Here is a 26,875-nt window from a genome sequence, read left to right on the forward strand (position 1 = left end):
TGATGACGCGCACGCCCCACCGCCGCCTGCTCGCACTTGCCCTCGCCACGAGCCTGGCCTCGCTCCACGCCGCGCCGACCCTGGCGCAGACCGCGTCCCCGGCCTCCGCCTCCAGCTTCACCGTCTCCGACATCCGCGTCGACGGCCTGCAGCGCATCGGCGCCGGCACCGTCTTCACCTACCTGCCGATCGAGCGTGGCGACACCGTGGATTCCACGCGCATCGCCGAAGCCATGCGGGCGCTGTACAAGACCGGCTTCTTCGAGGACATCCGCTTCGACCGCGAAGGCAGCATCCTCGTGGTCAACGTGACCGAACGCCCGGCGATCAACACGCTGACGCTGTCCGGCAACAAGGACATCAAGACCGAAGACCTGATGACCAATCTCAAGGAGATCGGCATCGCAGAGGGCGAGACCTACGACCGGCTCGCGCTCGACCGCGTCACCCTCGAACTCAACCGCGCCTACAACAACCGCGGCAAGTACAACGTCCAGATCACGCCCACGGTCACCCGCCTCGACCGCAACCGCGTCGACGTCACCATCAACGTCAACGAGGGCAAGGCGGCGAAGATCCGCCACATCAACCTGATCGGCAACGACAAGTTCGAGGAAGAGACGCTGCGCGACGGCTGGGAGTCGAACGAAAGCAACTGGCTGAGCTGGTACCGCCGCGACGACCAGTATTCGCGCGAGAAGCTCACCGGCGACCTCGAGAAGCTCAACGAGTTCTACCTCGACCGCGGCTACGTCGATTTCAGCGTCGACAACACCCAGGTCGCGATCAGCCCCGACAAGCGCGACATGTTCGTCACCGCCACCCTCACCGAGGGCGAGCAGTACACGATCGACGACGTGCAGATCACCGGCGACACCGTGCTGTCGCAGGAGCAGATCCAGCGCTACGTGTTCCTGAAGAAGGGCCAGACCTTCTCGCGCGCGCTGCTGGAACTGACCTCCGACGCGATCACCAATTCGCTGGGCAACATCGGCTACGCCTTCGCCGAGGTGAACCCGATCCCGAACATCGACCGCGAGAAGCGCACCGTCGGCATCAACCTGCAGGTCGTGCCCGGTCCGCGCGTGATGGTCCGGCAGATCACCTTCAAGGGCAACACGCGCACCACCGACGAAGTGCTGCGCCGCGAGATGCGCCAGTTCGAGGGTTCGTGGTATTCGCAGGCCGCGATCGACCGCTCGAAGGTGCGCCTGCAGCGCCTGGGCTTCTTCGAGAGCGGCTCGGTCGAGGTCGAGACCAGGCCGGTGCCGGGCACCAACGACCAGGTCGACGTGGTCTTCAGCGTGAAGGAAACCACCTCGGGCAGCTTCACCTTCGGTTTCGGCTACTCGCAGCTGTCGGGCCTGACCACCACGTTGCAGCTGACGAAGAACAACTTCCTCGGCACCGGCAACCAGATCAGCGCCGAAGTGCAGCGCAACGCCTACCTGCAGCGCTATTCGTTCTCGTTCCTCAACCCGTACTTCACCGACGAAGGCATGTCGCTGGGCTACAACGTGTGGTGGCGCGAGTTCGACAACTCCGACTTCAACACCGCGCAGTACTCGACCACCAGCGCCGCCGGCCAGGCCGTGCTGGGCATCCCGCTGACCGAGAACGACAGCATCTCGGTGGTGTTCGGCCTCGACCGCAACCAGATCCTCGCCTACCCGGGCTCGTCGCCGAAGTCGGTGGTCGACTACATCGACGCCTACGACAAGAGCACGTTCCATGCCTGGCGCACGGAACTGGGCTGGGCGCGCGACACCCGCAACGACTTCTTCACCCCGACCTACGGCACCTACCAGCGCCTGTCGGCGGAAATCACCCTGCCCGGTTCGACCGCCGAGTACTACAAGCTCAACTACGAGTTCTCGAAGTACTGGCCGCTCAACCGCGCGCTGGTGCTCAACACCCGCTTCCAGCTGGGCTACGGCGACAGCTACGGCGGCGACACCACGCGCATCACCTGTACGCTGCAGGGCGGCCAGCCGCACATCCCGAAGGCGACGCTCAACGACTCCGCCTGCGGCCCGAACAGCACGTTCGAGCGCGAGCTCGTCGCCACCGGCCTGCCGTTCTTCGAGAACTTCTACGCCGGCGGCGTGCGCTCGGTGCGCGGCTACCGCGACAACACCCTCGGCCCGGTCGATTTCGCCGCGAACAGCAGCCTGCGCCAGCCGATCGGCGGCGCGGTGAAGACCGTCGGCTCGCTGGAAATGTTCTTCCCGACCCTGCTCGACACCCCGGCGGCGCGCGTCTCGGCGTTCGTCGACGTGGGCAACGTGTTCAAGGACTGGAAGAGCTTCGACTCGTCCGAACTGCGCGGCTCCGCGGGCGTGGCCCTGCTGTGGCGCGCGCCGGTCGGCCCGATCTCGATCAGCTACGCCTTCCCGTTCCGCGACCAGCCGGACGACGAACTGGAGCGCCTGCAGTTCACCTTCGGCGGCGCGTTCTGATCGCGGCACGCCCCGTCGTCCGACCCGCATGACCCGAAGGCCCCGGCGCCGCAACGCCGGGGCCTTCGCGTTTCCGGCGAGCCGGGCCGGCATGAAACCACCATGAAACCGTGCGCGACCCCGCGGTCGCCGGCGCCGGGCTCCTATAATCCCGGTTTCGCCCCGCCGAGCCCGCCCGTGCCCGATTCCCCCGCTTTCACCGTCGCCACCCTCGCCGAACGCTTCGGGCTGACGGTGCACGGCGACGCGGACCGCCCGATCGACGGCGTCGCCACCCTGGCCCGTGCCGGCGCGACCCAGGTCGCGTTCCTCGCCAACCCGCGCTACCGCAGCCAGCTGGCCGCGAGCGGTGCCGGCGCGGTAGTGATGCGCGGGGACGACGCCGCGGATCACGCCGGCACCGCCCTGATCGCGAAGGACCCCTACGCCGCGTTCGCGAAGATCTCGGCGCTGTTCGACCATCGCCCCGTCGCGGCGCCGGGCATCCATCCGTCCGCCGCGATCGATCCGGCCGCGACCGTCTCGCTCGAGGCCCATGTCGGCCCGTTCGTCAGCATCGGCCCCGGCTCGCGCGTGGAGGCTGGTGCCACGATCGGCCCCGGCTGCGTCATCGGCGAGGACTGCGTGGTCGGCGAAGGCTGCGAACTCGTCGCCCGGGTCACGCTGGTGCGCCGCGTGCGCCTGGGCAAGCGCGTGCTGATCCATCCCGGCGCGGTGCTCGGCGCGGACGGCTTCGGCCTGGCGATGGAGCACGGGCGCTGGCTGAAGGTGCCGCAGCTCGGCGGCGTGGTCGTCGGCGACGACGGCGAGATCGGCGCGAACACCACCATCGACCGCGGCGCGCTCGACGACACCGTGCTCGAAGAGGACGTGCGCCTCGACAACCAGATCCAGATCGGCCACAACGTGCGCATCGGCGCACACACCGCGATGGCCGGCTGTTCCGCGGTGGCCGGCAGCGCCACGATCGGGCGCTACTGCCTGATCGGCGGCGGCGCGGGTATCCTTGGCCACCTCGAAGTCTGCGATCGCGTGGTGGTCACGGCGATGAGCCTGGTGACCAGCACCATCCGCGAACCCGGCGAGTATTCGTCGGGCACGCCGCTGATGGACAACCGCAGCTGGCGCAAGAGCGCCGCCCGCTTCAAACAGCTCGACGCCCTGGCGCGGCAGGTCGGCGGGCGCAACCAGGAACCCCGATGAGCTCGTCCGAGACCCCCTGCCAGCCCGTCCTGCCGCTCGGCGCGACCGAAATCCAGTCGCTGCTGCCGCACCGCTATCCGTTCCTGCTGATCGACCGCGTGGTCGAGTTCGAGGCCGGGTCGCGCATCCTGGCGTTCAAGAACCTCACCATCAACGAGCCGTTCTTCCAGGGCCATTTCCCCAGCCGCCCGGTGATGCCCGGCGTGCTGGTGGTCGAGGCGCTGGCGCAGGCCGGCGGCCTGCTCTACCAGCTTTCCAGTCGCCTCGGGGGTGCCCAGGTCGAAGACAAGCTCTTCTACCTGGTGAAGATCGAGAACGCGCGCTTCAGCCGCATGATCGTGCCCGGCGACCGTCTGGAGCTGGACGTCACGATCAAGCGCCGCATCCGCAACATGGCGCTGTACAGCGGCGTTGCCCGCGTCGACGGCGAGGAAGCGGCGAGCGCGGACATCCTGTGCGCGGAAGCGCGGGACTGAGGCGGCGGGCATGAGCGCAGCCTCGATCAGCCCGCTGGCGCACGTCGATCCGTCCGCGAAGCTCGGCGACGGCGTCGTCGTGGCGCCGTTCGCGATGATCGGCCCCGAGGTCGAGATCGGCGACGGCACCCACGTCGGTCCGCATTGCAGCATCACCGGCCCGACCCGGATCGGCCGCGACAACCGCTTCCACGGCCATGCCGCGATCGGCGGCGATCCGCAGGACAAGAAGTACGCCGGCGAGCGCACCGAACTGGTGATCGGCGACGGCAACGTCGTCCGCGAGTTCGTCACCTTCCACCGCGGCACCGGCGGCGGCGGCGGCACGACCCGCATCGGGAACCGCAACTGGTTCCTCGCGTACACCCACGTCGCGCACGACTGCCAGGTCGGCGACGACTGCGTGTTCTCCAACAACGCGACCCTGGCCGGCCACGTCGAAGTGGGCAACCAGGTGATCCTCAGCGGCTTCGCCGGCGTGCACCAGTTCTGCCGGATCGGCGATCACGCCTTCATCGGCATGGGCGCGCTGGTCAGCGGCGACGTGCCGCCGTTCCTGATGGTGGCGCAGGAAGGCTACGGCCGGCCGCGCGGCATCAACAGCGAAGGCCTGAAACGCCGCGGCTTCGACCCGGCGCGCGTGGCCGCGATCAAGCGCGCCTACCGCGCGCTGTACGTCTCCGGCGCGCCGCTGGAAGACGCCAAGCGCCAGCTGGCGGAGATCGCCGCCGAGAGCGACGACGTCCGCGCCTTCCTCGATTTCATCGAACGCGGCGAACGGCCGCTGCTGCGCTAGGTCACGCATGCGCATCGCGCTCGTCGCGGGCGAGGCCTCGGGCGACCAGCTCGGGGCCGGCCTCATCGCCGAACTGAAGGCGCGTTTCCCCGACGCCGAATTCGCCGGCATCGGCGGCCCGGCGATGCGCGCCGCGGGATTCGAGGCGTGGCACGACAGCCAGGCGCTGGCGGTGATGGGCCTGGCCGAAGTGCTGTCGCACCTGCCGCGGCTGCTGCGCCTGCGCGCGAACCTGCGCAAGCGCGTGCTGGCGTGGAAGCCCGACGTGTTCGTCGGCATCGACGCGCCGGACTTCAACCTCGGCGTCGAAAAATGGTTGAAACGCCGCGGCGTGCGCACCGTGCACTACGTCAGCCCGTCGGTGTGGGCGTGGCGCGAGGGCCGCGCGGCGAAGATCGGCCGCAGCGCCGATCGCGTGCTGTGCCTGTTCCCGATGGAGCCACCGATCTACGCGAAGCACGCGGTCGACGCGCGCTTCGTCGGCCATCCGCTGGCGGATGCCATCCCGCTGCAACCCGATCGCGCCGCCGCGCGCGCCGCGCTGGGGCTGGAGCCGAACGCGCCGGTGCTGGCGCTGCTGCCCGGCAGCCGGCTGGGCGAGATCGCGAAGATGCTGCCGGTGTTCCTCGATGCCGCCGATCTTGTCGCCCAGCGCGTGCCGGCGTTGCGCATCGTGCTCCCGGCCGCGAACGACGCCTGCGAACGCGCGATCCGCGCACAACTGGCGGCGAAACCCGGCGTCGCCGCGCGGGTGCGCGTGCTCGACGGCGACGCGCAGCGGGCGATGATCGCGTCCGACCTGGTGCTGCTGGCCTCGGGCACCGCGGCGCTGGAAGCGATGCTGTGCAAGCGGCCGATGGTGGTCGGGCATCGCATCTCGCCCACGACCTACCGCATCGTGACCAAGCTCGGGCTGCTGAAGACCCGTTTCGTCAGCCTGCCGAACGTGCTGGCCGATGCAGCGCTGATCCCCGAACTGCTGCAGGACGACTGCGTGCCCGAGAAGCTGGCCGCCGCCTGCCTGCGCTGGCTGGGCCAGCCGCAGACGGTGGAGGCGCTGCTGCCGCGCTTCGTCGAACTGCACGAGACCCTGCGCCGCGATGCCTCGGCGCGCGCCGCCGACGTCGTGGCCGAACTCGCCGCGACGCCGGCACAGGCCACGCTGACGCCGTGACCCGGCGCCGCGCCACGCCGCCTGCGGGCACTGACGGTCTGTTCGAGGATCCGCTGGCCGTCCTCGCGCGCACGCGACCGCTGCGCATCGCCGGCGTCGACGAGGCCGGCCGCGGCCCGCTGGCGGGTCCGGTATCGGTGGCGGCGGTGATCCTCGATCCCGACCGCCCGATCGACGGCCTGAACGACTCCAAGCAGTTGTCCGAAGCCGCGCGCGAGGCGCTGTTCCCGTTGATCCGCGAACGCGCGCTGGCCTGGCGCATCGAGTTCGTGGAGCGCGAGGAGATCGACCGCCTCAACATCCTCCAGGCCACGCTGACCGGGATGCGTCGCGCACTCGAAGCGCTGTCGCCGGCCGCCGACCTGGCGCGGATCGACGGCAACCGCCTGCCGAAATCCCTGCCCTGCGCGGCCGAGGCGCTGGTCGGCGGCGACGCGCTGGAGCCGGCGATCATGGCCGCGTCGATCCTCGCCAAGGTCGCCCGCGACGCGCGCATGCGCGAGTTGCACGCGCAGTGGCCGCAGTACGGGTTCGATCGCCACAAGGGCTACCCCAGCCCCGCGCATCTCGCAGCCCTCGCCGCGCACGGCCCCTGCCCGGAACACCGACGCAGCTACGCGCCGGTACGGGACGCACTGGCCCGCCACGGCGGCTGATTCCCGCCGCCGGTCGACGGCGCGCACCCGGTCACGGTCCGCGAGACCGCGCATCGTCATGCTCCCCGGGTCGCGGGAACGCGACCGGCCCGCGGCATCCGCGGCGGCGCCGTACCCGACGCAACGGAATCCTCAGGAGGAGACCATGCACTTCCATCCGCTTCGCAGCCTCGGCCTCGCCGCCGCCCTCGCCGCCACCGTGTCCGGCGGCCTGCTCGCCCCGGCGACCGCCCATGCCGTCGTGCCGACCATCACCACCTTCGCCTGTCCGCTGGACAACGGCGGCGGCCGCTTCTACTGCTTCATCGACTACACCTCCGACAGCGCCGCCACCGTGTCCTGGACCGGCGTGGGCACGATCAGCAACGACGTCGGCCACAGCGACTACTACGGCCGCTGCAACATCGGCAGCAACATCACCGTGACCGTGACGGTGACCAACGCCTCGGGCTCGACCTCGCGCTCGCGGACGTTCAAGTGCAACGGCGGGCCGATCATCCTCTGATCGCGCGCGGCATGACGCCGGCATCCCCGCGATGCCGGCGTCAGCGCGACGGGCGCTTGCGGTTGCCGATCGTCAGGTGCAGCGGGTGCCGCGGTGCGCGCGGCAGGCCCAGCGCTTCGCGATAGTCCAGCGCTGCCTCGCAGTCGACCGGGAAGAACACGTAGTCGCCGATCTCCTGCGGCGGGTGGTGCAGCTCGAACGCCATCTCTGCGCCTTCCCGGTCCTTCCAGCACGCCGGCTGCACCGGCACCTCGCCCTGGACGATGGAGACGTGCGGACCCCACAGCGGATCGCTGATCGATCGGGTGCGGCGGGCATCGAGCAGGTAGAGATGCCGCAGATAGCGGCCCAGCTCCGGGTCGCAGGCCAGGATCAGCCAGTGCTCGGTGCTGCCGCCGTCGCGGCGCACCCGCCCGCCACGGGGATCGAGCGGCGGCGAGAAGCGGCAGATACCGGTGAGGCGGATCGGGGAAACGGTCACGGGACGGCAGGCGGATCAACGGCGGCGGATGATCGCACGGGCCGCGGAGATGACAGGAAATCCGCCCGTCAAGCCTTGTCCGCACCCGCCCCGGGCCCTACCCTGCCGGTCTGCGCCCGCCGGCCCGCCGATGTCCTCCCGCTTCGTCCATCTCCACCTGCACAGCGAGTACTCGCTGGCCGATTCGACCATCCGCATCCCGGAACTGGTCCAGCGCTGCGCGGCGCAGGGCCAGCCGGCGGTGGCGCTGACCGACCGCAACAACCTGTTCGCGCTGGTGAAGTTCTGGAAGGCGGCCGAGGGCGCCGGCATCAAGCCGATCGCCGGCGCCGACATCCAGGTCGCCGAGGGCGACGAAGCGCCCTGGAAGCTCACCCTGCTCTGCCGCGACCGCAGCGGCTATCTCGCGCTGTCGCGGCTGCTCAGCCGGGCATGGATGGAAGGCCAGCGCCACGACGGCGTGGTGGTGCGGCCGCAGTGGCTGGCCGAGGCCAACGAAGGCCTGTTCGCGCTCGCCGGCCGCCACAGCCAGGCCGGCCTGCTGGCCGCGGGCAACCGCCACGATCTCGCCTCGCAGTGGCTGCACGACTGGCAGCGCCATTTCGACGACCGCTTCCATCTGGAACTCACTCGCTGCGGTTTCGACGGCGAGGAGGCGTTCAACGCCTTCGCGCTGCACGCCGCCGGCGAGCGCGGCATCCCGGTGGTCGCCAGCAACGAGGTGCGCTTCCTCGATGCCGACGGCTTCGAGGCGCACGAGGCGCGGGTGTGCATCGCCACCGGCCGCGTGCTGGACGATCCCAAGCGGCCGCGCGAGTACACCGCGCAGCAGTACCTCAAGACCAACGAGGAGATGGCGGCGCTGTTCGCCGCCGACGCGCCGGACGCGATCGACAACGCGGTCGACCTGGCGATGCGCTGCAACCTGGAACTGTCGCTGGGCAAGTACTACCTGCCGGCGTTCCCGGTGCCCGACGACCACACCCTCGACAGCTGGATCCGCAAGGAAGCGCACGACGGCCTGAAGGCGCGTCTGGAGAAGTATCCGCTGGCGCCCGGGCACGACCGCGCCAGCTACGAATCCCGGCTCGACATCGAGCTGGACGTGATCGTGAAGATGGGCTTCCCCGGCTACTTCCTGATCGTCGCGGACTTCATCAACTGGGGCAAGCAGAACGGCATCCCGGTCGGGCCGGGCCGCGGTTCTGGCGCGGGTTCACTGGTGGCGTGGGCGCTGGGCATCACCGACCTCGACCCGCTGCCGTACGACCTGCTGTTCGAGCGCTTCCTCAACCCCGAACGCGTGTCGATGCCCGACTTCGACATCGACTTCTGCATGGATCGCCGCGACGAGGTAATCGACTACGTCGCCGCGAAGTACGGCCGCGACCGCGTCAGCCAGATCATCACCTACGGCACGATGTCGGCGAAGGCCGTCGTGCGCGACGCCGGCCGCGTGCTGGGTCTGCCGTACGGCTTCGTCGACGGTATCTCGAAGCTCATTCCGCTGCAGCCGGCCGATCCGCTGTCGCTGGAGGACGTGCTGGGCCGCAGCAAGCGCGCGCAGCAGGACCCCGAGCGCGCGATCGGCGAGATCATCGAGCGCTACAACAGCGAGGACGACGTCCGCGACCTGATCGACCTCGCGCTGCAGCTGGAAGACCTCACCCGCAACGCCGGCAAGCACGCCGGCGGCGTGGTGATCGCGCCGCAGCCGCTGTCGGACTTCTGCCCGTTGTTCGCGGAACACGACGGCAACGGTCGCGGCAAGAATCCGGTCACGCAGTTCGACAAGGACGACGTCGAGGCGGTGGGTCTGGTGAAGTTCGACTTCCTCGGCCTGCGCACGCTGACGATCATCGACTGGGCGGTGAAGGCGATCAACGTCCGCCGCGCGCGCGAAGGCCAGCCGCCGCTGGACATCGGCGCGCTGCCGCTGGACGACAAGCCGAGCTACCAGCTGTTCGCCCGCGGCGACACGGTCGCGGTGTTCCAGTTCGAATCCCGCGGCATGCGCGAACTGCTCAAGCGCGCCCAGCCGGACACGTTCGAAGACATCATCGCGCTCGCCGCGCTGTTCCGCCCCGGCCCGCTGGGCTCGGGGATGGATCGCGAATGGGTCGACCGCAAGCACGGCCGCACCGAGGTGTCGTATCCGCACCCGGCGCTGGAGCCGGTGCTGAAGCCGACCTACGGCGTGATCGTGTACCAGGAACAGGTGATGCAGATCGCCCAGGTCCTGGCCGGCTATTCGCTGGGCGGCGCCGACCTGCTGCGCCGCGCGATGGGCAAGAAGAAGCCCGAGGAAATGGCGAAGGAGCGCGCCAAGTTCGAGGCCGGTTCGGCCGAACGCGGCGTGGACCCGAAGACCGCGACCCAGATCTTCGACCTGATGGAGAAGTTCGCGGAGTACGGCTTCAACAAGTCGCACTCTGCGGCCTACGCGCTGGTCGCCTACCAGACCGCGTGGCTGAAGGTGCATTACCCGGCCGAGTTCATGGCCGCGGTGATGTCCTCGGACATGGACAACACCGACAAGGTGGTGATGTTCCTGGACGAGACCCGCGCGCTGGGCATCGACGTGCGCATGCCCGATGTGAACGCCTCCGCCTACATGTTCGAGGCGAAGGAAGACGGCTCGATCCGCTACGGCCTGGGCGCGGTGAAAGGCGTGGGCCGCGGCGCCTGCGAGGCGATCGCCGACGAGCGCCGCGCGAACGGCCCCTACGCCGACCTGCTCGACTTCTGCAAGCGCGTGGATTCGACCAAACTCAACCGGCGCACGCTGGAAGCGCTGATCCATGCCGGCGCGCTGGACGGGCTGGCGAACACGCGCGCTTCGCTGATGCTGCAGTTGCCCGAAGTGCTGAAGGCGACCGACCAGATCACGAAGAACCGCAACGCCGGCATGGTCGACATGTTCGGCAACGCGGCCGGCGCGCCGGACATCGCCATCGACCTGCCGACCTGCCCCGAATGGCCGCTGTCGCAGAAGCTGCAGGGCGAGCGCGAGACGCTGGGCCACTACCTCAGCGGCCACCCGATGGACCCGTATCGCGACGAGGTCTCGGCGCTGGTCGGCACCGACCTCGGCCGGCTCGACGCCCTGTGGGACAGCGCCCAGAGCGCACGCGGCCGCGGCGGCGGCGGCGGCGGCGAGGACGGCGGCGGCCGCAGTTGGCGCGCCGAGGCCACGGTGATTGTCGCTGGCCAGGTGGTGGCGATGCGCAAGCGCGGCGATTCGCAGGCGTTCGTGCAGATCGAGGACGGGCGCGGCCGGCTGGAATGTGCGTTCTTTGCGGACGCTTTCTTCGAAAACCAGACGCTGCTGACCCGCGACAGGATCCTGATCGTCGAGGGCGGCCTGCGCGAGGACGAGTTCAGCGGCGGCTTCTCCCTGCGCGCCCGGCGCTGCTGGGATTACCACGCCATCTGCGCCCAGCACGCCCAGCGGCTGTCGCTGCGGCTGGACCTGCGCACCCCGGGCCTGCTGCGGTCGGTCGAGGACCTGCTGGCCCGCCACCGTCCGGGCAAGACCCCGCTGCGGATGGACCTGCTGCTGCCGCAGGGCGCCGCCGGCACCCTGGACATCAACGGCACCCAGTCGGTCCGGGTCGAGGCCGAGCTGCCCAGCGCCCTGCGCGCCCTGCCCGGGGTGCGGACGGTCAAGGTCGCGATGGGCAAGCCCTGGGCGCAGTGACGGGCGGGGACCCGGGCCCGACCGCATACCGTCCGGTACGGCGGTTTCGCGGGTTCCTCGGCTAGACTGCCGGTTCCCGAGCCACGGAACGCTCCCCTCGCATGAACCCGAACTACCTCGATTTCGAACAGCCGATCGCCGACCTGGAAGGTCGCATCCGCGAACTGCGCCAGGCCAGCACCGGCCCCGCGGTGAACATCGATGCCGAAGTGCGCGCGCTGGAAAACAAGCTGCGCCTGCGCACCGCCCAGATCTTCCGCGACCTCAGCGCCTGGCAGGTCTCGCAGCTCGCGCGCCACCCCGCGCGGCCGTACACGCTCGACTACCTGCGGGTGATGTGCGACCAGTTCCAGGAACTCGCCGGCGACCGCGCCTTCGCCAACGACTGCGCCATCGTCGGCGGCCTCGCCCGCATCGACGGCCGCAGCCTGATGGTGATCGGCCACGAGAAGGGTCGCGACACCAAGGCGAAGGTGCGCCGCAACTTCGGCATGCCGCGCCCGGAGGGCTACCGCAAGGCACTGCGCCTGATGAAGATGGCCGAGCGCTTCCGCCTGCCGATCCTCACCTTCATCGACACCGCCGGCGCCTGGCCGGGCATCGACGCCGAGGAGCGCGGCCAGTCCGAAGCGATCGCGCGCAACCTGATGGAGATGGCCGAACTGAAGGTGCCGATCATCTGCACGGTGATCGGCGAGGGTGGCTCCGGCGGCGCGCTGGCGATCGGCGTCGGCGATCGCACGGTCATGCTGGAATACAGCACGTACTCGGTGATCTCGCCCGAGGGCTGCGCCTCGATCCTGTGGAAGACCGCCGACCGCAAGCAGGACGCGGCCGAGGCCATGGCGATCACCGCACCGCGGCTGAAGTCGCTGGGCCTGATCGACAAGGTCGTGCGCGAACCGATCGGCGGCGCGCATCGCAACCCGGTGCAGATGGCCAAGCGCCTCAAGGCCGTGCTGCTGAACGAACTGGACGCGCTGGAAGCGGTGCCGGTCGACGAACTGCTGGATCGCCGCTACCGCCGCCTGCGCGGCTACGGCGCGTACGAAGCGGCCTGAGTCGCGGGGTTTCGGCACCGGGACCCGGCGCCGAAACTTGACCGGAGGCAAGCGCACGGGGACGACCCGGCGGACGATGCAGGGATGGCCGCGATGTGCGTCGCGGCGATCCCGTCGACCGCCAGGAGCCCTTCATGACCGCATCGCGCCCGCGCAAGAGCACCGCCACTTCACGTCCCACCTCCGTCGCTCGCGGCCGAGCTCCCGCGACCGAGGCCGGCTCCAATGCCGGAACGGCAGTCGTCACGCCGCCCCCTATCACGGACACGCCACCGGTCGTACTGGCCGCCGAACCCTCGTCGACCGCCGCAACGGATCCCGGACTGGAACCCGGCCTGTCCGCCGAGGCCGCCCTGCGCATGGCCGCGGTCCCGCTCAGCGACGAAGACAGCGCCAGCGCACCGCTCCCGGCCGACTATCCCTACCGCACCCGCAAGCGCCGCCGCGACTACGAGGCGGAGAAGAAGAAGCTCCAGATCGAACTGCTCAAGGTGCAGAGCTGGGTGAAGGACACCGGCCAGCGCATCGTCATCCTGTTCGAGGGCCGCGACGCCGCCGGCAAGGGCGGCACCATCAAACGCTTCACCGAACACCTGAACCCGCGCGGCGCACGCGTCGTCGCGCTGGAAAAGCCGAACGACCAGGAACGCGGACAGTGGTATTTCCAGCGCTACATCGAGCATCTGCCGACCACCGGCGAGCTCGTGTTCTTCGACCGCAGTTGGTACAACCGTGCCGGCGTCGAACGCGTGATGGGCTTCTGTTCGCCCGCGGAATACCTGGAATTCCTGCGTGAAGCCCCCGAAGTCGAACGCATGCTCGTGCGCAGCGGCGTGCGCCTGTACAAGTTCTGGTTCTCGGTCAGCCGCGAGGAGCAACTGCGGCGCTTCAAGTCCCGCCGCAACGACCCGCTCAAGCACTGGAAGCTGTCGCCGATCGACCTGCAGTCGCTGGACAAATGGCCGGAGTACACCGAGGCCAAGACCGCCATGTTCTTCCACACCGATACCGCGGATTCGCCCTGGGTGGTGATCAAGTCCGACGACAAGAAGCGCGCGCGCCTGGATTGCATGCGGCATTTCCTCAGCACCCTGCCGTATCCCGGCAAGGATCCCCGGGTCGCCCGACCCGCCGATCCGCTCATCGTCGGCGCCGCTGCCAACGTCCTGCTCAACGGCCAGTGACCCTACCGGTCATCTCCCCATCCCTTTCCGGATCGGATTTTCCCCGGCAGTTTCCGGCATGTCGCAGTGGAAAACACGCCTGCCGTCGGCTGAAACGAGCCAAAGACGCACAAGATGCCTGAAAAAACAGGCAAAAAGGCGTGCAAAGGACTTGGCGGCGCCCATGCCTTGGCCTACAGTGCGCATGCCGGCCCGCCGGCCCGAGACAGATCAACCATCCGACGAGGAAAACGAATTCTCATGGCAACCAAGAAGAAGTCCCCTGCCAAGAAGCCGGCGGCCAAGCCCGCCACCGCCAAACCGATCAAGGACGTGATGAGCAAGTCCGCGCTGGTCGCCCATATCGCCGGTGCGACCGAAGTCGCCGCGAAGGACGTCCGCGCCGTGATGGCCGCGCTCGAGGCCGCCATCCACGCCTCCATCGGCAAGAAGGGCGCCGGCCAGTTCGTGCTTCCGGGCGTGCTGAAGATCACCGCCGTCAGCGTCGCCGCCAAGCCCAAGCGCAAGGGCATCAACCCCTTCACCGGCCAGGAAACCGTCTTCGCTGCCAAGCCGGCCACGGTCAAGGTCAAGGTGCGTCCGATGAAGAAGCTCAAGGACGCCGCCACGGCCTGATCGCCGCGGTGTCCGGCGCCGCGGGTCCGCCCGCGGCGACACAAGAAAGGGCCGGATATCCCAACGGAATCCGGCCTGATTCGTTGATGCCGGCGTCATCGGCATCGAGCATCTCCGTCCGCCGTCGCTTCCGCACCGGAAGCACATGCCGGAAACAAGCATCATGGCCAAGGCCCGCTGTGCCGATGAGGTCCGCGGCTTCATCGACATCCCGAATGTCGGCCCCGCCACCGCGGACGACTTCGCCCGCCTCGGGCTGCGGGCTCCGGCGGAGTTGGCAGGCTGCGACGCCTTCGCGCTGTACCGCCGCCTGTGCGACACCGATGGCGTGCGCCACGATCCCTGCGTGATCGACGTGTTCCTCGCCGCCGTGGATTTCATGCGTGGCGCACCGGCCCGCCCATGGTGGCACTACACGCCAGAGCGCAAAGCACTGCTCGACCACGGCTGAACGGTTCCCGCGACCATCGCCCCGACGATCGCCCGCGGGATCACCTCGCATTCACCACCGTGCGACGATGCTGCGCCGATCCGTCCGGAGACCGACCATGCCCGTTTCGCGCCGACGCTTCCTGCTGGCCTCAGCCACCCTCGCCCTCACCGCCAGCCTCATCGGCTGTGCAGCGCTGGACACCGCACAGGCGCTGATCGGCAACCAGGTCGCCTTCTCCGCTGCACAGTTGCAGACCTATCTCGATCGCCAGTACCCGCGCGATTACGCACAGCTCGGCGGCCTGGCGACGCTGCGGGTGATGAGCCCGCGCGTCGCCATCCCGAAGGCCGACACCCGGTTGCACCTCGATTTCGACGTCGGCATCGACGGCTTCGGCCTCGACGGCGACCGGCCGGCCGGCCACTTCGCCGTGACCAGCGGCCTGCGTTACGACACGCGGACCAGCGCGCTGTATCTCGACGAGCCGGAGCTTGAATCGGCGGAACTGCCGGTGCTCGGCAATCGCATGAACGCCACCGGCCGCGAACTCATCAACGGCTGGCTGCGCGATTACGCTCGCAGCGAGCCGGTCTACCGGGTCGATCCCGAGCTGAAGGCGAAGCTCGGCGAGCGCCGCATCGCCGGCACGCTGGTGCAGGACGGCCGGGTCGTGGTCAAGCTCGATCGTTGACCGCAGCGGGCCGGCTCAGAGTTCGAACCGGTAGGACAGCTTCACCAGCAACTGCTCGCTGTCGCGCAGATCGAAGGCGCCGGCCAGCTCCTCGCCTGCACTGTACGGGCCCTCGCCCCTGCCGAACCGCGAGCCGCCGCGCACGTAGGCCACGTACAGGTACGACAGCGGCGCGAACTCGTAGCGATAACGCACCTGGAAACCCAGGTTGCGCAGCGCGAAATCGTCGAGCGGATCCGCGCTGCGCACCGGCCGACCGTCGGCCGCCACCCGCCAGGCCTGCCGCGCCTTTGCGTCCAGGCCCAGCGCTTCGAGCCGTACCCGCAACTCCTGCTTGCCGCCGATCAACCAGACCGAGCCGGCGCTGAGCAGCGCCTGTCGCGAGGCGAAGGTGCCCAGACGATCGTCGCCGCGCCACAGCACCCAGTCGGCGTTGCGCTGCAACTGCAGCCCGCCGAAGAAACTCAGGTCGTCGTTGACCGCGTACGACGGCTCCGCATACACCGTCCAACTGCCACCGTGCACGCCGTCGAGCCCCTGCGAATCGAAATTCAGGCTGCCGTAGAACGCCCAGTGTCGCTTCTTCGGAAACGAGCGCTCGGCGAAGGCGTAGAGCCGCGCCGGCAGATCGACGACGCCGTGGCCGCGGGTGATCAAGTCGTCATGCCCCGCCGACCAGCCGGCGACTTCGAAGAACTGGCTGCCACCATCACGACGTTCGCTCTGGCGGTTGAACGCGAAGGCATCCGCGATCTTCACGCCATCGTCGTTCTGTCGCCGCGACACCGCATAGCGCCACTGGTGCGAGGCGTACGGCGAGGTCTCGGGCAGGTCGGTGATGCGGCGCGACAGCTCGTACCGCGCGTAGTTGAAATTGTTGCGGTCGAGGAAGCCGAAATCGTTGAGCTGCAGGTCGCCGCCGGTATGCAGCAGGAACAGTTGCTGGCGCCAGACCGGGTCGATCTGGTGGTCGATGCGCACCTGTCCGCCAGTGTCACGGACATGCGCGCCGTGCTGCGCGATGTCGGAACCGACCAGCGTCGTGCGCACGTTCCAGGCCGGCGTCGGCGCCCAGCGATGGTCGAGCGCGGCGACCGTCGCCTCGCGATCGAGGAACGGGCGTTCGACGCGCGTCAGCGTCGCACCGATGCCCTGCCCCGCGAAATCCCGGGTGGCGCGCAGCGCATAGAAATCGCGGCCGACCTCACCGTGCTCGCTCGCGGCGAACACCCCGTAGCCGAAGCCGCCGGCGCTGCCGTTGATCTTCACCGCCGCGGCCACGTCGCCCGAGCCGCTACCATCGTCGGACGGCGCACCGACGCGACGCGTGTAGATCAGCTGCTGCGCATTGCCGAGCGAGCCGAACGGGATCTCGAAATAGCTCTGGTTCTCGGTGAAGAAAGGGCGCTTGTCGCCGAAGAAGGTCTCGATCGCGCTGAAGTTGACGACGATGCTGTCGCTCTCGACCTGGCCGAAGTCGGGGTTGAGCGTGGCGCTGAGCTGGAAGCGACCGTTCGGTTTCCAGAACACGTCGGCACCGGCATCGATGTCGGCACCGCCATGCACCAGGTCCTGCAGGCCGGCGACATACGGCGTGATCGCAAGCAGCGACTGCTCGTGCCGGGGCACCTCGATCTTCTCCAGCGCGCCGAGGAAACGCTGCTCGTTGAAGCTGATCGCGGGCCACGACATGCGCTGGCCGGTGTCGCCGATCACGCGATCCAGCGACAGTCCGATCCTGCGGGTGTCGCCGGGCGTGTCACGCATCGGCGCGATGTGCCACGGGATCAGCAGCTCGGCGCTCCACCCTTCGGCGTCCTCGGACACCGCGTGCCGCCACGCGCCATCCCAGTCGGCGTTGAACTGGTTTTCGTTGGCGATGGTGGTGTCGCCGATGCTGTCGGACATCGCCAGCATGAAGTTGTAGCCGGTGCGACCGTCACCGTCGAAATCGACGTACACATTGATGCGGTCGACGTTGCCGTTGTTGTCGCGCTGGAAGCGCTGGCGCGTGCGCGGCACCTCGGCAGGCTGGTGGTTGCGGAACGCGATCGCGAGTCCGTCCGGCGTCGACAACACCCAGGCTTCGGTCGGGTACGGCGCGGGCGCGCGGCTCAGCGGCTGGGTCAGACGGAAATCGTCGATGTGCTTCGCGCCGGCCCATTCGCCGGTATCGATGCGACCGTCGATGTCGACGGCGAAGGCCGGCAGGGGCAGGCACAGGACCGCGAGCAGCAGCCAGACGCGCATCGGGGAACTCCCGCGTTGAAGTGCGCGCATGCTGCGCGATCAGCGGGCGATCGACGACTGTCTTTGGTCATGCCGCGCCGCATCCGCCGTCACCGGGGGCTTTGCCGATGTTGGCGGATCGCGCGGACGTCGCGTGTCGGAAGAGCGCGGTGTGGACGCGCGTCAGTCCTTGCCGCGACCACGCTTGGGCTGGAGCATCGTGCCGGTGCAGTGCTTCGAACCGCAGCGGCAGCCCCACAGTTTCTTGAGTTTCGCGGTGTGCGGCTCGTCGAGCACGATGCCGTAGTTGTAGGTCAGTTCCTCACCCGGCGCGATGTCGCGGATCGCCTCGATGAACACCTTGTCCTTGTGCTTCTTGCCCTTGGCGTTCTCTTCCTGCACCGCCTCGCAGTTCGGCGCGCAGCTGTGGTTGATCCAGCGCGCGATGTTGCCGTCCTCGTTGGCGTCGATCACGTAGTCGTCGTTGAGCGTGAACAGGAAGGTATGGCCGTTCTCCTGCTGCTCGCCGTAGAGCTCGTCGACCTCGGCATGGCTGCGCACCTTGCCCTTGTAGCGGACGATGCGGTCGCCCTTGCGGATCGCCTCGTCGGCGAACACGCCGTTGCCGTGGATGGGGGACAGGCGGGCGACGATCTTCTTCTTCGGCATGGACGCGGATCCGGAACGACGAGGTGGAGTCGACGATTATGGCCGATCCGCCCAGTGCAGGCGCGATGCCGGCGCGTTTCAGAAGATCCGGTGCCAGGCGCCGCTCCAGAACAGCGCCATGCCTAGCCCGAACGCGGTCCAGAACAGCGACTTCAGTCCACGCCAGGCCTTCCACGCCAGGAAGACCGCGCCCAGCGCGATCAGCCAGCGCAGCCACGGCGTGCGGCCGGCCTCGGCGGAGGCGGCCGGCGCGGCGGTCGCGCGCTCGACGAGCTGGCCGACGGCGGCGTGCAGCGCGGTTTCGATCGGGGACGGGGTGGCGGTGCGGGTGTGCATGGCGGGCTCCTGCGTCCGGGAGTGGACGCGGCCCATTCTCCGCAGCGGCACCGACCGGACCACGCACGGGCGTCAGCCATCACAGGTGACAGGCGTCATCCGGCGCCGGATGAACCCGGTCGTTTGAGCCGCCGGCAGCGAAAGCGTACAATTTCGGTCCTCTTTTTCCGCCCGCCGCCATCCGGCACCGCAACCGATGCTCCGCGTCACCAAGCTGACCGACTACGCCACCGTGGTGCTGACCGTGCTCGCCGCCGAGACCGGGGCGGTGCTCAGTGCCGCCGGGCTGGCCGAGCGCGCCGGGCTGGAGCCGCCGACCGTCGCCAAGGTCCTGAAGCCATTGGCCCAGGCCGGCCTGGTCCGGGCCTTTCGCGGCGTCGCCGGCGGCTACCGGCTGGCGCGGCCGGCCAGCGAGATCACGCTGGTCGAGATCGTCGAGGCGATGGAAGGCCCGCTGGCGATGACCGAGTGCAGCGGCCACGAAGGCCAGTGCGACATCGCCCATTCCTGCGGCGCGCGCGCCAACTGGCGGCGCATCAACGATGTCGTCGCCGATGCCCTGCGCCGGGTCAGCCTCGCCGAAATGGCGATGCCGCCCGCGGCCGACGGCGACCTCGCCCCGCGCCGCGCCATTCCCCTCGCCCTCACCGCCGGCTGAGGATCGCCATGACCGCCATCGACACTTCCGACACGCCCGCGCCGCAGAACGCCGAGATCCTCGAACAGCTCGGCCGACGCTACGCCGCCGGCTTCGTCACCGACATCGAGACCGACACCCTGCCGCCGGGGCTGGACGAGGACGTGGTCCGCTTCCTCTCGGCGAAGAAGGAAGAGCCGGAGTGGATGACCGAGTGGCGGCTCGCCGCCTATCGCCACTGGCTGACGATGACGCCGCCGCACTGGGCGAAGCTGGAGATCGCGCCGATCGACTTCCAGGCCATCAGCTACTACGCCGCGCCCAAGGGTCCGAAGTACAAGTCGCTGGACGAGGTGCCGCAGGAACTGCTGGACACCTACGACAAGCTCGGCGTGCCGCTGCACGAACGCGCGAAGCTGGCCGGCGTCGCGGTGGACGCGGTGTTCGACTCGGTCAGCGTCGGAACGACCTTCCGCAAGGAACTGGCCGACAAGGGCATCGTGTTCTGCTCGATGTCGGAAGCCATCAAGGAACATCCCGACCTCGTCCGCAAATATCTCGGCAGCGTGGTGCCGGTCGGCGACAACTATTTCGCCGCGCTGAACTCGGCGGTGTTCTCCGACGGCAGCTTCGTGTTCATCCCGAAGGGCGTGCGCTGCCCGATGGAGTTGAGCACCTACTTCCGCATCAACGCGATGAACACCGGCCAGTTCGAGCGCACGCTGATCGTGTGCGAGGAAGGCGCCTACGTCAGCTACCTTGAAGGCTGCACCGCGCCGCAGCGCGACGAGAACCAGTTGCACGCGGCCGTGGTCGAGCTGGTGGCACTGGACGACGCCGAGATCAAGTACTCGACGGTGCAGAACTGGTACCCGGGTGACGAAAACGGCATCGGCGGCATCTACAACTTCGTGACCAAGCGCGGCGAGTGCCGCGGCGCGCGCAGCAAGATCAGCTGGACGCAGGTCGAGACCGGCTCGGCGATCACCTGGAAATATCCCTCCTGCGTGCTGCTGGGCGACGACTCGACGGGCGAGTTCCATTCGGTCGCACTCACGCACCATCGCCAGCAGGCCGACACCGGCACCAAGATGATCCACGTCGGCAAGCGCACCAAGTCGAAGATCGTCAGCAAGGGCATCAGCGCCGGCCGCGGCCAGAACAGCTACCGCGGTCTGGTGAAGGTGGAGCGCGGCGCCGACGGCGCGCGCAACCATACCCAGTGCGACAGCCTGCTGATCGGCAAGCAGTGCGGCGCGCACACGTTCCCGTACATCGAGGTGAAGAACCCCGGCGCGACCGTCGAACACGAAGCCACCACGTCGAAGATCAGCGACGACCAGTTGTTCTACTGCCGCAGCCGCGGCATTTCCGAAGAGGACGCGGTGTCGATGATCGTCGACGGCTTCTGCCGTTCGGTGTTCCGCGAGCTGCCGATGGAGTTCGCCGTCGAAGCCAAGAAGCTGCTGGAAGTCTCGCTGGAGGGCTCGGTGGGATGAACGCGATCGTCGGCGAAACCGATCTGTCGCGGCTGCTCGCGGGCCTCGCGCCCGTGCTGGCGCCGCAGCCGCGCGCGATCCGCACGCAGGCGCACGACACGTCGGTGCCGGCCGACGCGCTGCTGCTGTTCCGCGAAGACGAAGGCACGACGGTGATCGTCCCCGCGACCGACGAACGCGACGACGCACCGCCGTGGGCGCAGATCACGCTGCGCATCCATTCCAGCCTCGACGCCGTCGGCATGATGGCCGCGATCTCGGCCGCGCTCGCCGACGTCGACATCCCCTGCAACGTCGTGTCGGCCTACTACCACGACCATCTGTTCGTGCCGTGGGCGCGACGCGACGACGCGATGCGCGCACTGCACGCACTGACCACGAGACCTCCTGCATGACCTCCAGCGACGTGATCGGCACCCTCGGCGTGAGCATCCTGCTGGTCGGCTTCGTGCTCAACCAGCGCAGGCTCCTGTCCGAGCATTCCCGCCCCTTCCTGGCCATGAACATGGTCGGCGCGGCCCTGTGCGGTTATTCCGCATGGCTGGTGCACTTCATGCCATTCGTGGTGCTGGAGGGCGTCTGGGTCGCCGTGGCCGGCTGGGGCCTGCTGCGCTGGCGTCCGCACACCGCACCGTGACCTTCCTTTCGATCGAATCGCCTCCACCGGCGCGACACCCACTTCCGAAGATCCCCGCATGCTGACCATCACCGACCTCCACGCCCGCGTCGCCGGCAAGGACATCCTCAAGGGGCTCACGCTCGACGTGAAACCCGGCGAGGTCCACGCGATCATGGGCCCCAACGGCGCCGGCAAGTCCACGCTCGGCAACGTGCTGGCCGGACGCGAGGGTTACGAGATCACCGCCGGCGGCGTGACCTTCGACGGCAACGATCTGCTCGCCCTCGAACCCGAGGCGCGCGCCGCTGCAGGCGTGTTCCTGGCGTTCCAGTACCCGGTCGAGATCCCGGGCGTGAACAACACCTACTTCCTGCGCAGCGCGCTGAATGCGCAGCGTCGCGCACGCGGCGAGGCCGAGCTGGATTCGATGCAGTTCCTGCGCCTGGTGCGCGAGAAGCTGGCGATCCTGCACCTGAAGGACGAACTGCTGCACCGCGGCGTCAACGAAGGCTTCAGCGGCGGCGAGAAGAAGCGCAACGAGATCTTCCAGCTCGCGGTGCTGGAACCGAAGCTGGCGATCCTCGACGAAACCGACTCCGGCCTCGACATCGACGCGCTGAAGGCCGTCGCCGATGGCGTGAACGCGCTGCGGAGCCCCCATCGCGCCTTCATCGTCATCACCCACTACCAGCGCCTGCTCGACTACATCAAGCCGGACGTCGTGCACGTGCTGGCCGACGGGAAGATCGTGCAGACCGGCGGCCCGGAACTCGCGCTGGAACTCGAAGCGCACGGCTACGCGTGGCTGAAGGATCGCGTCGCGCCGGAGCAGGCGACCCGATGAGCGCGCTGCTCGATTCGTTCGCGGCCGCGTTCGACGGCCTCGCGCAGCCCGAGGCCGCGGCGCTGGGCCCGTCCCGGCGCGCGGCGCTCGACGCCGCATTGCGCGACGGCCTGCCCGGCCCGCGCAGCGAGGCCTGGAAATACACGTCACTGCGCGCGCTGGAGCGCCGCGCGTTCGCACCGGCGAGCGATGCGCCGGTCGATGGCGCCCGGCTCGACGCGGCGCTCGCCGCCATCCCGTTCCCGCGGCTGGTATTCGTCGACGGCCGCCACGATGCGGCCCGCAGCGGCGTCTCGGCGATCGTCATGCCCGGCATCACCGTCGAACCACTCTCCGAGGTGCTGCGCACGCAGGAACCGCGCGATGCCAACTTCCTCGGCTGCCGCTACGCCGGCGCGGACGAAGTCTTTGCCGCCCTCAACGCCGCGCTCGCGGAAGAAGGCGCGGTGATCCGGCTCGATCGCGAAACCGCGGGCGCCTTCCCGCTGCACCTGGTGTTCGTGTCCAGCGGGCGCACGCCGGACACGGCGGCGCACCTGCGCCACTTCGTCGACCTGCGCAACGACAGCCATCTCGTGCTGGTCGAACATCATTTGGCGCTCGGTGCGCACAAAGGGCTGTCGAACCACGTGCTGCACCTGCATCTCGGCCAGCGCAGCAGCTGCGGGCACGTGCGCGTGCAGCACGAGGACGCCGGCGCCAGCGTGTTCGCGCGCACCGATGCCGTGCTCGCACGCGACGCCCACTACGTCCGCCTCGATCTCGAGCTCGGCGCCGCGCTGTCGCGGCACGAACTCAACGTGCGCCTCGAAGGCCTCGGCGCGCGCCTCGCCGCCGACGGCATGCTGCTGGCCGACGGCAAGCGCCATCTCGACACGCGCCTGGGCATCGAACACATCGCGCCCGACACCACCTGCGCGCTGCGCTGGCGCGGCTTGGGTGCGGATCGCGGGCGTGCGGTCTTCCACGGCGGCATCACCATCCGCGCCGGCGCCGACGGCAGCGACGCCGACCTGTCCAACCGCAACCTGTTGCTGTCGGCGAATGCCGAGATCGACACCCAGCCGGTGCTGGTCATCCACGCCGACGAAGTGAAGGCCGCGCACGGCGCGACCGTCGGCCAACTCGATCCGACTGCGCTGTTCTACCTGCGTTCGCGCGGCATCCCCGAAGCGGAAGCGCGCGCGCTGCTCACCGCCGCGTTCTGCCGCGAGACGCTGTCCCGCATCGACGATGCCGCGCTGCGCGCGTCGCTGGAAGCCACGCTCGACGCCGCGCTGGCCCGCCTCGGGAGCGCTGCGGCATGACGACGACGCCCGACTGGAGCGCGATCCGCACCGACTTCCCGCTGCTGCAGCGCGTCGTCCACGGCAAGCCGCTGATCTATCTCGACTCGGCCAACACCGGGCAGAAGCCGTCGGCGGTGATCGACGCCGTCGACGATTTCTATCGCCGCCACAATGCGAATGTCAGCCGCGCCGTGCACGCGCTGGGCACCGAAGCCACCGAAGCCTACGAAGGCGCGCGAGCGAAGCTCGCCGGCTTCCTCAAGGTGCATCGCGACGACCTGGTGCTGTGCAACGGCACCACGTTCGCGCTGAACCTCGTCGCGTACTCGTGGGCGCTGCCGCGACTCAAGGCCGGCGACGTCATCCTGCTCACGCGGATGGAGCACCACGCCAACATCGTGCCGTGGCAGCTCGTCGCCGAACGCACCGGCGCGACGATCCGCGTCGCCGAACTCCTGCCCGACGGCTCGCTCGACCTCGACGCGCTGTACGCGGCCATGACCGGCGAGGTGAAGCTGCTCGGTCTCGCCCATGTCAGCAACGTGCTGGGCACGGTGAACCCGGTGCGCGAGATCTGCCGCGAAGCGCGCAAGCGCGGCATCGTCACCGTGGTCGACGGCTCGCAGGCGGTGCCGCACCGCGCGGTGGACGTGCCCGCGCTCGGCTGCGATTTCTACGCACTCACCGGTCACAAGATGTGCGGCCCGACCGGCACCGGCGCGCTGTGGGCGCGGCGCGAACTGCTGGCGCAGATGCCGCCGTTCCTCGGCGGCGGCGAGATGATCAAGGAAGTGCGCTTCGAAGGCTCCGTGTTCAACGATCCGCCGCACCGCTTCGAGGCCGGCACGCCGAACATCGCCGGCCACGTCGGCCTCGGCGTCGCGGTCGACTACCTGTCGACGATCGGCATGGATGCGATCGAAGCGCGCGAGACCGAGCTGCTGGCCCACGCCACCGAGGCGCTGACCGCGATCGACGGCCTGCGCATCCTCGGCACCGCGCCCGAGAAAGCGGCCGTCATCAGTTTCCTGGTCGAAGGCGCGCATGCGCACGACCTCGCGACCCTGCTCGACCTCGAAGGCGTGGCGGTGCGCAGCGGCCAGCATTGCGCGCATCCGCTGCTGCAGTTCTACGGCGTGCCCGCGACCTGCCGCGCCTCGCTCGCGTTCTACAACACCCACGACGAGATCGAGCGCTTCGCCGAGGCGATCCGCAAGGTCCGTCGCCTGCTCGGCTGATTCCCACCTTCATGACGCCCGTCTACCGCTTCGCCACACACGACGACATCCCCGCGCTGATCGCGCTGGTCACCTCGGCCTATCGCGGCGACGCCAGCCGCCAGGGCTGGACCACCGAGGCCGACCTGCTCGACGGCCAGCGCATCGATGCCGACATGCTGCGCGCCGATCTCGACGCGCCCGACAGTCTCATCCTGCTCGCATCGGAAGCCGGCGACGACGGTCGCGCGATCGGCTGTGCACACGTCGCGATCGTGCCCGCCGACGACGGCGTACGCACGGTGTCGTTCGGCATGTTCTCGATCCGCCCGGATCTGCAGGGCAGCGGCCTCGGCCGCATGCTGCTGGCGGAAGCCGAACGTGTCGCGCGCGAGACGCTTGGCGCCGCGCGCATGCGCATGACCGTGATCGACTGCCGCGACGAACTGGTCGCCTATTACGAGCGCCGCGGCTACGTCCGCACCGGCGTGTTCAAGCCGTTCCCCTGCGACGACCCGCGTTACGGCGTACCGAAGCGCGCCGGCCTGCGCTTCGAGGTCCTCGAGAAACCGCTGACGGAGACCGCCGCATGAGCGACTGGGTGTTCGTGTGCCCGACGGCGCAACTGCTGCCGGGCGAAAAGGCCACAGTGTGGGCGGACGACACGCCGATCCTCGTCGTCAACCTCGACGGCGAGCTGTATGCGGTCGAGGACAAATGCACGCATGACGAATTCGAGCTGTCCTCCGGCGATGTCGATCCGGTCGAAGGCAGCATCACCTGCGTGCTGCACGGCGCGCGCTTCGACCTGCGCGACGGCCGCGCCCTGTGCGCACCCGCCTACGATCCCGTCGCGAAATTCCCGGTGAAGATCGAACACGGCGGCGTGTGGGTGCGCGACGATCGCGAGTGACATTGCAAAAGGCTTGCCTCGGATCGAAACCCTTGAACAAGCCGCAATCGCTTCTCGTTGGAGCGACGGAAGTCGCGACGAATCGAAGAAGATCTTTCCGCAGTCCGTCGCGACTCCCGTCGCTCCCACAGGACAGCGCGGCGCACGTTGGCCACGATCATCCCAGCGCGTCGAGCCCCAGCGTCGCCAGCAATTCGACCATGCGACCGGCCTGCGCGGCCTGCTCGCTGGAGGCATTGCCCTGCTCGGCGCGTTTCGCCACGCCCTGCGCGATCGCGGCAAGGCGGAAGAAGCTGAAGGCCAGCACGAACGGCCAGTCCTCGGGGATCGCGCGGCCGCTGCGTTCCGCATAGCGCGCGAGCAGCGCCGCTTCGTCGGGAATGCCCAGCGCCACGCGATCGAGACCGGCCAGCCCCGGCAGCGCCGGATTGCGCGGCAATCGCAGCGCCATGCAGAAGTAGCCGAGGTCGGCGAGCGGATGGCCCAGCGTCGACAGCTCCCAGTCGACGATCGCGGCGACGCGCGGCGGACCTGCGGTATCTGGCGCGAAGATCAGGTTGTCGATGCGGAAATCGCCATGCACCAGCGCGACGGTGCCGTCGTCGGCGGGACAGCGCGGCGGCAGCGCGTCGATCAGCGCGTCCATCGCCACGATCGGCCGCGTCTCGCTGGCGCGGTACTGCTCGGTCCAGCGCCGCAGTTGCCGTTCGAAATAGTTGCCCGGCTTGCCGAAGTCGGCGAGGCCGACCGCCGCGGGATCGATCGCGTGCAGCGCGGCCAGCGTGTCGACGATCGCGTCGTAATGCGCGGCGCGCGCGGCGGGCTCGAACTCCTGCAGCGACGGGTCCCAGAAGATGCGGCCGTCGACGTGCGCCATCAGGTAGAACATCGAACCGATGACCGCCGTGTCCTCGCACAGGTGCAGCGGCGTCGCCACCGGCACCGCGCCGCCGTGCAGCGCCTGCAGCACGCGGAATTCGCGATCGACCGCGTGCGCCGACGGCAGCAGCACGCCCGGCGGCTTGCGCCGCAGCACGTACGTGCCGCTGGCGGCGTCGATGCGGTAGGTCGGGTTCGACTGCCCGCCCTTGAACTTGGTCGCGGCCAGCGGGCCGCGGAAGCCGTCGACGTGCGCTTCGAGATACGTCGCCAGCGTGTCGGCCGGCAGGTCCAGCGGGTGCGTCATGGC

27 protein-coding genes are annotated in these 26,875 nt (G+C 69.1%); 22 read left to right on the top strand and 5 right to left on the bottom strand.

Features of this window, described 5'->3' with window-relative positions; genetic code table 11:
• The first annotated feature begins 2 nt into the window (after nucleotides 1-2).
• The 7 genes from bamA to ACT53R_RS02320 all read left to right on the top strand — a co-directional run bounded on the left by bamA (nucleotide 3) and on the right by ACT53R_RS02320 (nucleotide 7,269).
• Nucleotides 3-2,459 carry an outer membrane protein assembly factor BamA gene (bamA, locus tag ACT53R_RS02290; RefSeq protein WP_476170206.1) on the top strand — a complete coding sequence of 819 codons (2,457 nt, stop codon included), beginning with the start codon at nucleotides 3-5 and terminating at the stop codon, nucleotides 2,457-2,459.
• Nucleotides 2,460-2,636: 177 nt separating this feature from the next.
• Nucleotides 2,637-3,662, top strand: coding sequence for a UDP-3-O-(3-hydroxymyristoyl)glucosamine N-acyltransferase (gene lpxD / locus ACT53R_RS02295; protein WP_476170207.1), 1,026 nt, complete (start codon nucleotides 2,637-2,639; stop codon nucleotides 3,660-3,662).
• The gene (gene fabZ, locus ACT53R_RS02300) at nucleotides 3,659-4,138 is read left to right on the top strand and encodes a 3-hydroxyacyl-ACP dehydratase FabZ (RefSeq protein ID WP_476170208.1); all 480 of its coding nucleotides are present in this window, start codon (nucleotides 3,659-3,661) and stop codon (nucleotides 4,136-4,138) included. Before lpxD ends, fabZ begins: the two co-directional genes overlap by 4 nt.
• A gap of 10 nt (nucleotides 4,139-4,148) precedes the next feature.
• Nucleotides 4,149-4,934 carry an acyl-ACP--UDP-N-acetylglucosamine O-acyltransferase gene (lpxA, locus tag ACT53R_RS02305; protein ID WP_476170209.1) on the top strand — a complete coding sequence of 262 codons (786 nt, stop codon included), beginning with the start codon at nucleotides 4,149-4,151 and terminating at the stop codon, nucleotides 4,932-4,934.
• Nucleotides 4,935-4,941: 7 nt separating this feature from the next.
• On the top strand, nucleotides 4,942-6,108 hold the full coding sequence (lpxB, locus tag ACT53R_RS02310) for a lipid-A-disaccharide synthase (RefSeq protein ID WP_476170210.1): 1,167 nt from the start codon (nucleotides 4,942-4,944) through the stop codon (nucleotides 6,106-6,108).
• The gene (gene rnhB / locus ACT53R_RS02315) at nucleotides 6,105-6,764 is read left to right on the top strand and encodes a ribonuclease HII (RefSeq protein ID WP_476170211.1); all 660 of its coding nucleotides are present in this window, start codon (nucleotides 6,105-6,107) and stop codon (nucleotides 6,762-6,764) included. The genes lpxB and rnhB overlap by 4 nt, the downstream gene beginning before the upstream one ends.
• Before the next feature lie 145 nt (nucleotides 6,765-6,909).
• A complete protein-coding gene (locus tag ACT53R_RS02320) occupies nucleotides 6,910-7,269 on the top strand; it encodes a hypothetical protein (protein WP_476170212.1) in 360 nt (119 codons plus the stop codon).
• A 40-nt stretch (nucleotides 7,270-7,309) separates the two neighbouring features.
• Here ACT53R_RS02320 and ACT53R_RS02325 read toward each other — a convergent pair whose 3' ends face one another.
• A complete protein-coding gene (locus tag ACT53R_RS02325; RefSeq protein ID WP_476170213.1) occupies nucleotides 7,310-7,750 on the bottom strand; it encodes a hypothetical protein in 441 nt (146 codons plus the stop codon).
• Between the two features lie 130 nt (nucleotides 7,751-7,880).
• Here ACT53R_RS02325 and dnaE point away from each other — a divergent pair, with 130 nt between their 5' ends.
• The 6 genes from dnaE (at nucleotide 7,881) to ACT53R_RS02355 (ending at nucleotide 15,434) form a co-directional block, all read left to right on the top strand.
• Nucleotides 7,881-11,450, top strand: a complete 3,570-nt coding sequence (gene dnaE / locus ACT53R_RS02330) for a DNA polymerase III subunit alpha (RefSeq protein WP_476170214.1) — start codon at nucleotides 7,881-7,883, stop codon at nucleotides 11,448-11,450.
• Between the two features lie 101 nt (nucleotides 11,451-11,551).
• Nucleotides 11,552-12,511, top strand: a complete 960-nt coding sequence (locus tag ACT53R_RS02335; RefSeq protein ID WP_476170215.1) for an acetyl-CoA carboxylase carboxyltransferase subunit alpha — start codon at nucleotides 11,552-11,554, stop codon at nucleotides 12,509-12,511.
• Nucleotides 12,512-12,870: 359 nt separating this feature from the next.
• On the top strand, nucleotides 12,871-13,695 hold the full coding sequence (ppk2, locus tag ACT53R_RS02340) for a polyphosphate kinase 2 (protein WP_476170216.1): 825 nt from the start codon (nucleotides 12,871-12,873) through the stop codon (nucleotides 13,693-13,695).
• A gap of 240 nt (nucleotides 13,696-13,935) precedes the next feature.
• Nucleotides 13,936-14,310 (top strand): HU family DNA-binding protein, encoded by a 375-nt coding sequence (locus ACT53R_RS02345; RefSeq protein ID WP_476170320.1) that lies wholly within the window; start codon nucleotides 13,936-13,938, stop codon nucleotides 14,308-14,310.
• Nucleotides 14,311-14,473: 163 nt separating this feature from the next.
• Nucleotides 14,474-14,761 carry a helix-hairpin-helix domain-containing protein gene (locus tag ACT53R_RS02350; RefSeq protein WP_476170217.1) on the top strand — a complete coding sequence of 96 codons (288 nt, stop codon included), beginning with the start codon at nucleotides 14,474-14,476 and terminating at the stop codon, nucleotides 14,759-14,761.
• A gap of 97 nt (nucleotides 14,762-14,858) precedes the next feature.
• Entirely contained in the window at nucleotides 14,859-15,434 is a 576-nt protein-coding gene (locus ACT53R_RS02355; RefSeq protein ID WP_476170218.1) for a DUF1439 domain-containing protein, read from the top strand.
• A 15-nt stretch (nucleotides 15,435-15,449) separates the two neighbouring features.
• On the opposite strand, the gene ACT53R_RS02360 is transcribed toward ACT53R_RS02355, so the two are convergent.
• The 3 genes from ACT53R_RS02360 to ACT53R_RS02370 form a co-directional block, all read right to left on the bottom strand.
• Entirely contained in the window at nucleotides 15,450-17,684 is a 2,235-nt protein-coding gene (locus ACT53R_RS02360; RefSeq protein WP_476170219.1) for a DUF5916 domain-containing protein, read from the bottom strand.
• 162 nt (nucleotides 17,685-17,846) lie between these two features.
• Entirely contained in the window at nucleotides 17,847-18,332 is a 486-nt protein-coding gene (locus ACT53R_RS02365; protein WP_476170220.1) for an SET domain-containing protein, read from the bottom strand.
• A 78-nt stretch (nucleotides 18,333-18,410) separates the two neighbouring features.
• A complete protein-coding gene (locus ACT53R_RS02370) occupies nucleotides 18,411-18,668 on the bottom strand; it encodes a hypothetical protein (protein ID WP_476170221.1) in 258 nt (85 codons plus the stop codon).
• Nucleotides 18,669-18,864: 196 nt separating this feature from the next.
• Here ACT53R_RS02370 and ACT53R_RS02375 point away from each other — a divergent pair, with 196 nt between their 5' ends.
• From ACT53R_RS02375 to ACT53R_RS02415, 9 genes are read left to right on the top strand one after another with little or no spacing between them, the layout of a single operon-like run.
• Entirely contained in the window at nucleotides 18,865-19,326 is a 462-nt protein-coding gene (locus tag ACT53R_RS02375; RefSeq protein WP_476170222.1) for an SUF system Fe-S cluster assembly regulator, read from the top strand.
• Between the two features lie 8 nt (nucleotides 19,327-19,334).
• Nucleotides 19,335-20,804, top strand: coding sequence for a Fe-S cluster assembly protein SufB (gene sufB / locus ACT53R_RS02380; RefSeq protein ID WP_476170223.1), 1,470 nt, complete (start codon nucleotides 19,335-19,337; stop codon nucleotides 20,802-20,804).
• Nucleotides 20,801-21,199 (top strand): ACT domain-containing protein, encoded by a 399-nt coding sequence (locus ACT53R_RS02385; RefSeq protein WP_476170224.1) that lies wholly within the window; start codon nucleotides 20,801-20,803, stop codon nucleotides 21,197-21,199. Before sufB ends, ACT53R_RS02385 begins: the two co-directional genes overlap by 4 nt.
• Nucleotides 21,196-21,441: a CBU_0592 family membrane protein gene (locus ACT53R_RS02390; RefSeq protein WP_476170225.1), complete on the top strand. Its 246-nt coding sequence runs from the start codon at nucleotides 21,196-21,198 to the stop codon at nucleotides 21,439-21,441. The genes ACT53R_RS02385 and ACT53R_RS02390 overlap by 4 nt, the downstream gene beginning before the upstream one ends.
• Nucleotides 21,442-21,499: 58 nt before the next feature.
• Complete coding sequence (gene sufC / locus ACT53R_RS02395; RefSeq protein WP_476170226.1) at nucleotides 21,500-22,267, top strand: Fe-S cluster assembly ATPase SufC; 768 nt, start codon at nucleotides 21,500-21,502, stop codon at nucleotides 22,265-22,267.
• Complete coding sequence (sufD, locus tag ACT53R_RS02400) at nucleotides 22,264-23,574, top strand: Fe-S cluster assembly protein SufD (protein ID WP_476170227.1); 1,311 nt, start codon at nucleotides 22,264-22,266, stop codon at nucleotides 23,572-23,574. Before sufC ends, sufD begins: the two co-directional genes overlap by 4 nt.
• Nucleotides 23,571-24,794 (top strand): cysteine desulfurase, encoded by a 1,224-nt coding sequence (locus ACT53R_RS02405; RefSeq protein WP_476170228.1) that lies wholly within the window; start codon nucleotides 23,571-23,573, stop codon nucleotides 24,792-24,794. Before sufD ends, ACT53R_RS02405 begins: the two co-directional genes overlap by 4 nt.
• Nucleotides 24,795-24,805: 11 nt before the next feature.
• Nucleotides 24,806-25,366: a GNAT family N-acetyltransferase gene (locus ACT53R_RS02410; RefSeq protein ID WP_476170229.1), complete on the top strand. Its 561-nt coding sequence runs from the start codon at nucleotides 24,806-24,808 to the stop codon at nucleotides 25,364-25,366.
• Entirely contained in the window at nucleotides 25,363-25,686 is a 324-nt protein-coding gene (locus ACT53R_RS02415) for a Rieske (2Fe-2S) protein (protein WP_476170230.1), read from the top strand. Before ACT53R_RS02410 ends, ACT53R_RS02415 begins: the two co-directional genes overlap by 4 nt.
• A 157-nt stretch (nucleotides 25,687-25,843) precedes the next feature.
• On the opposite strand, the gene ACT53R_RS02420 is transcribed toward ACT53R_RS02415, so the two are convergent.
• Entirely contained in the window at nucleotides 25,844-26,872 is a 1,029-nt protein-coding gene (locus ACT53R_RS02420) for a phosphotransferase family protein (RefSeq protein ID WP_476170231.1), read from the bottom strand.
• Nucleotides 26,873-26,875 lie beyond the last annotated feature (3 nt).

This window comes from Lysobacter sp. DMC104 (assembly GCF_056313665.1).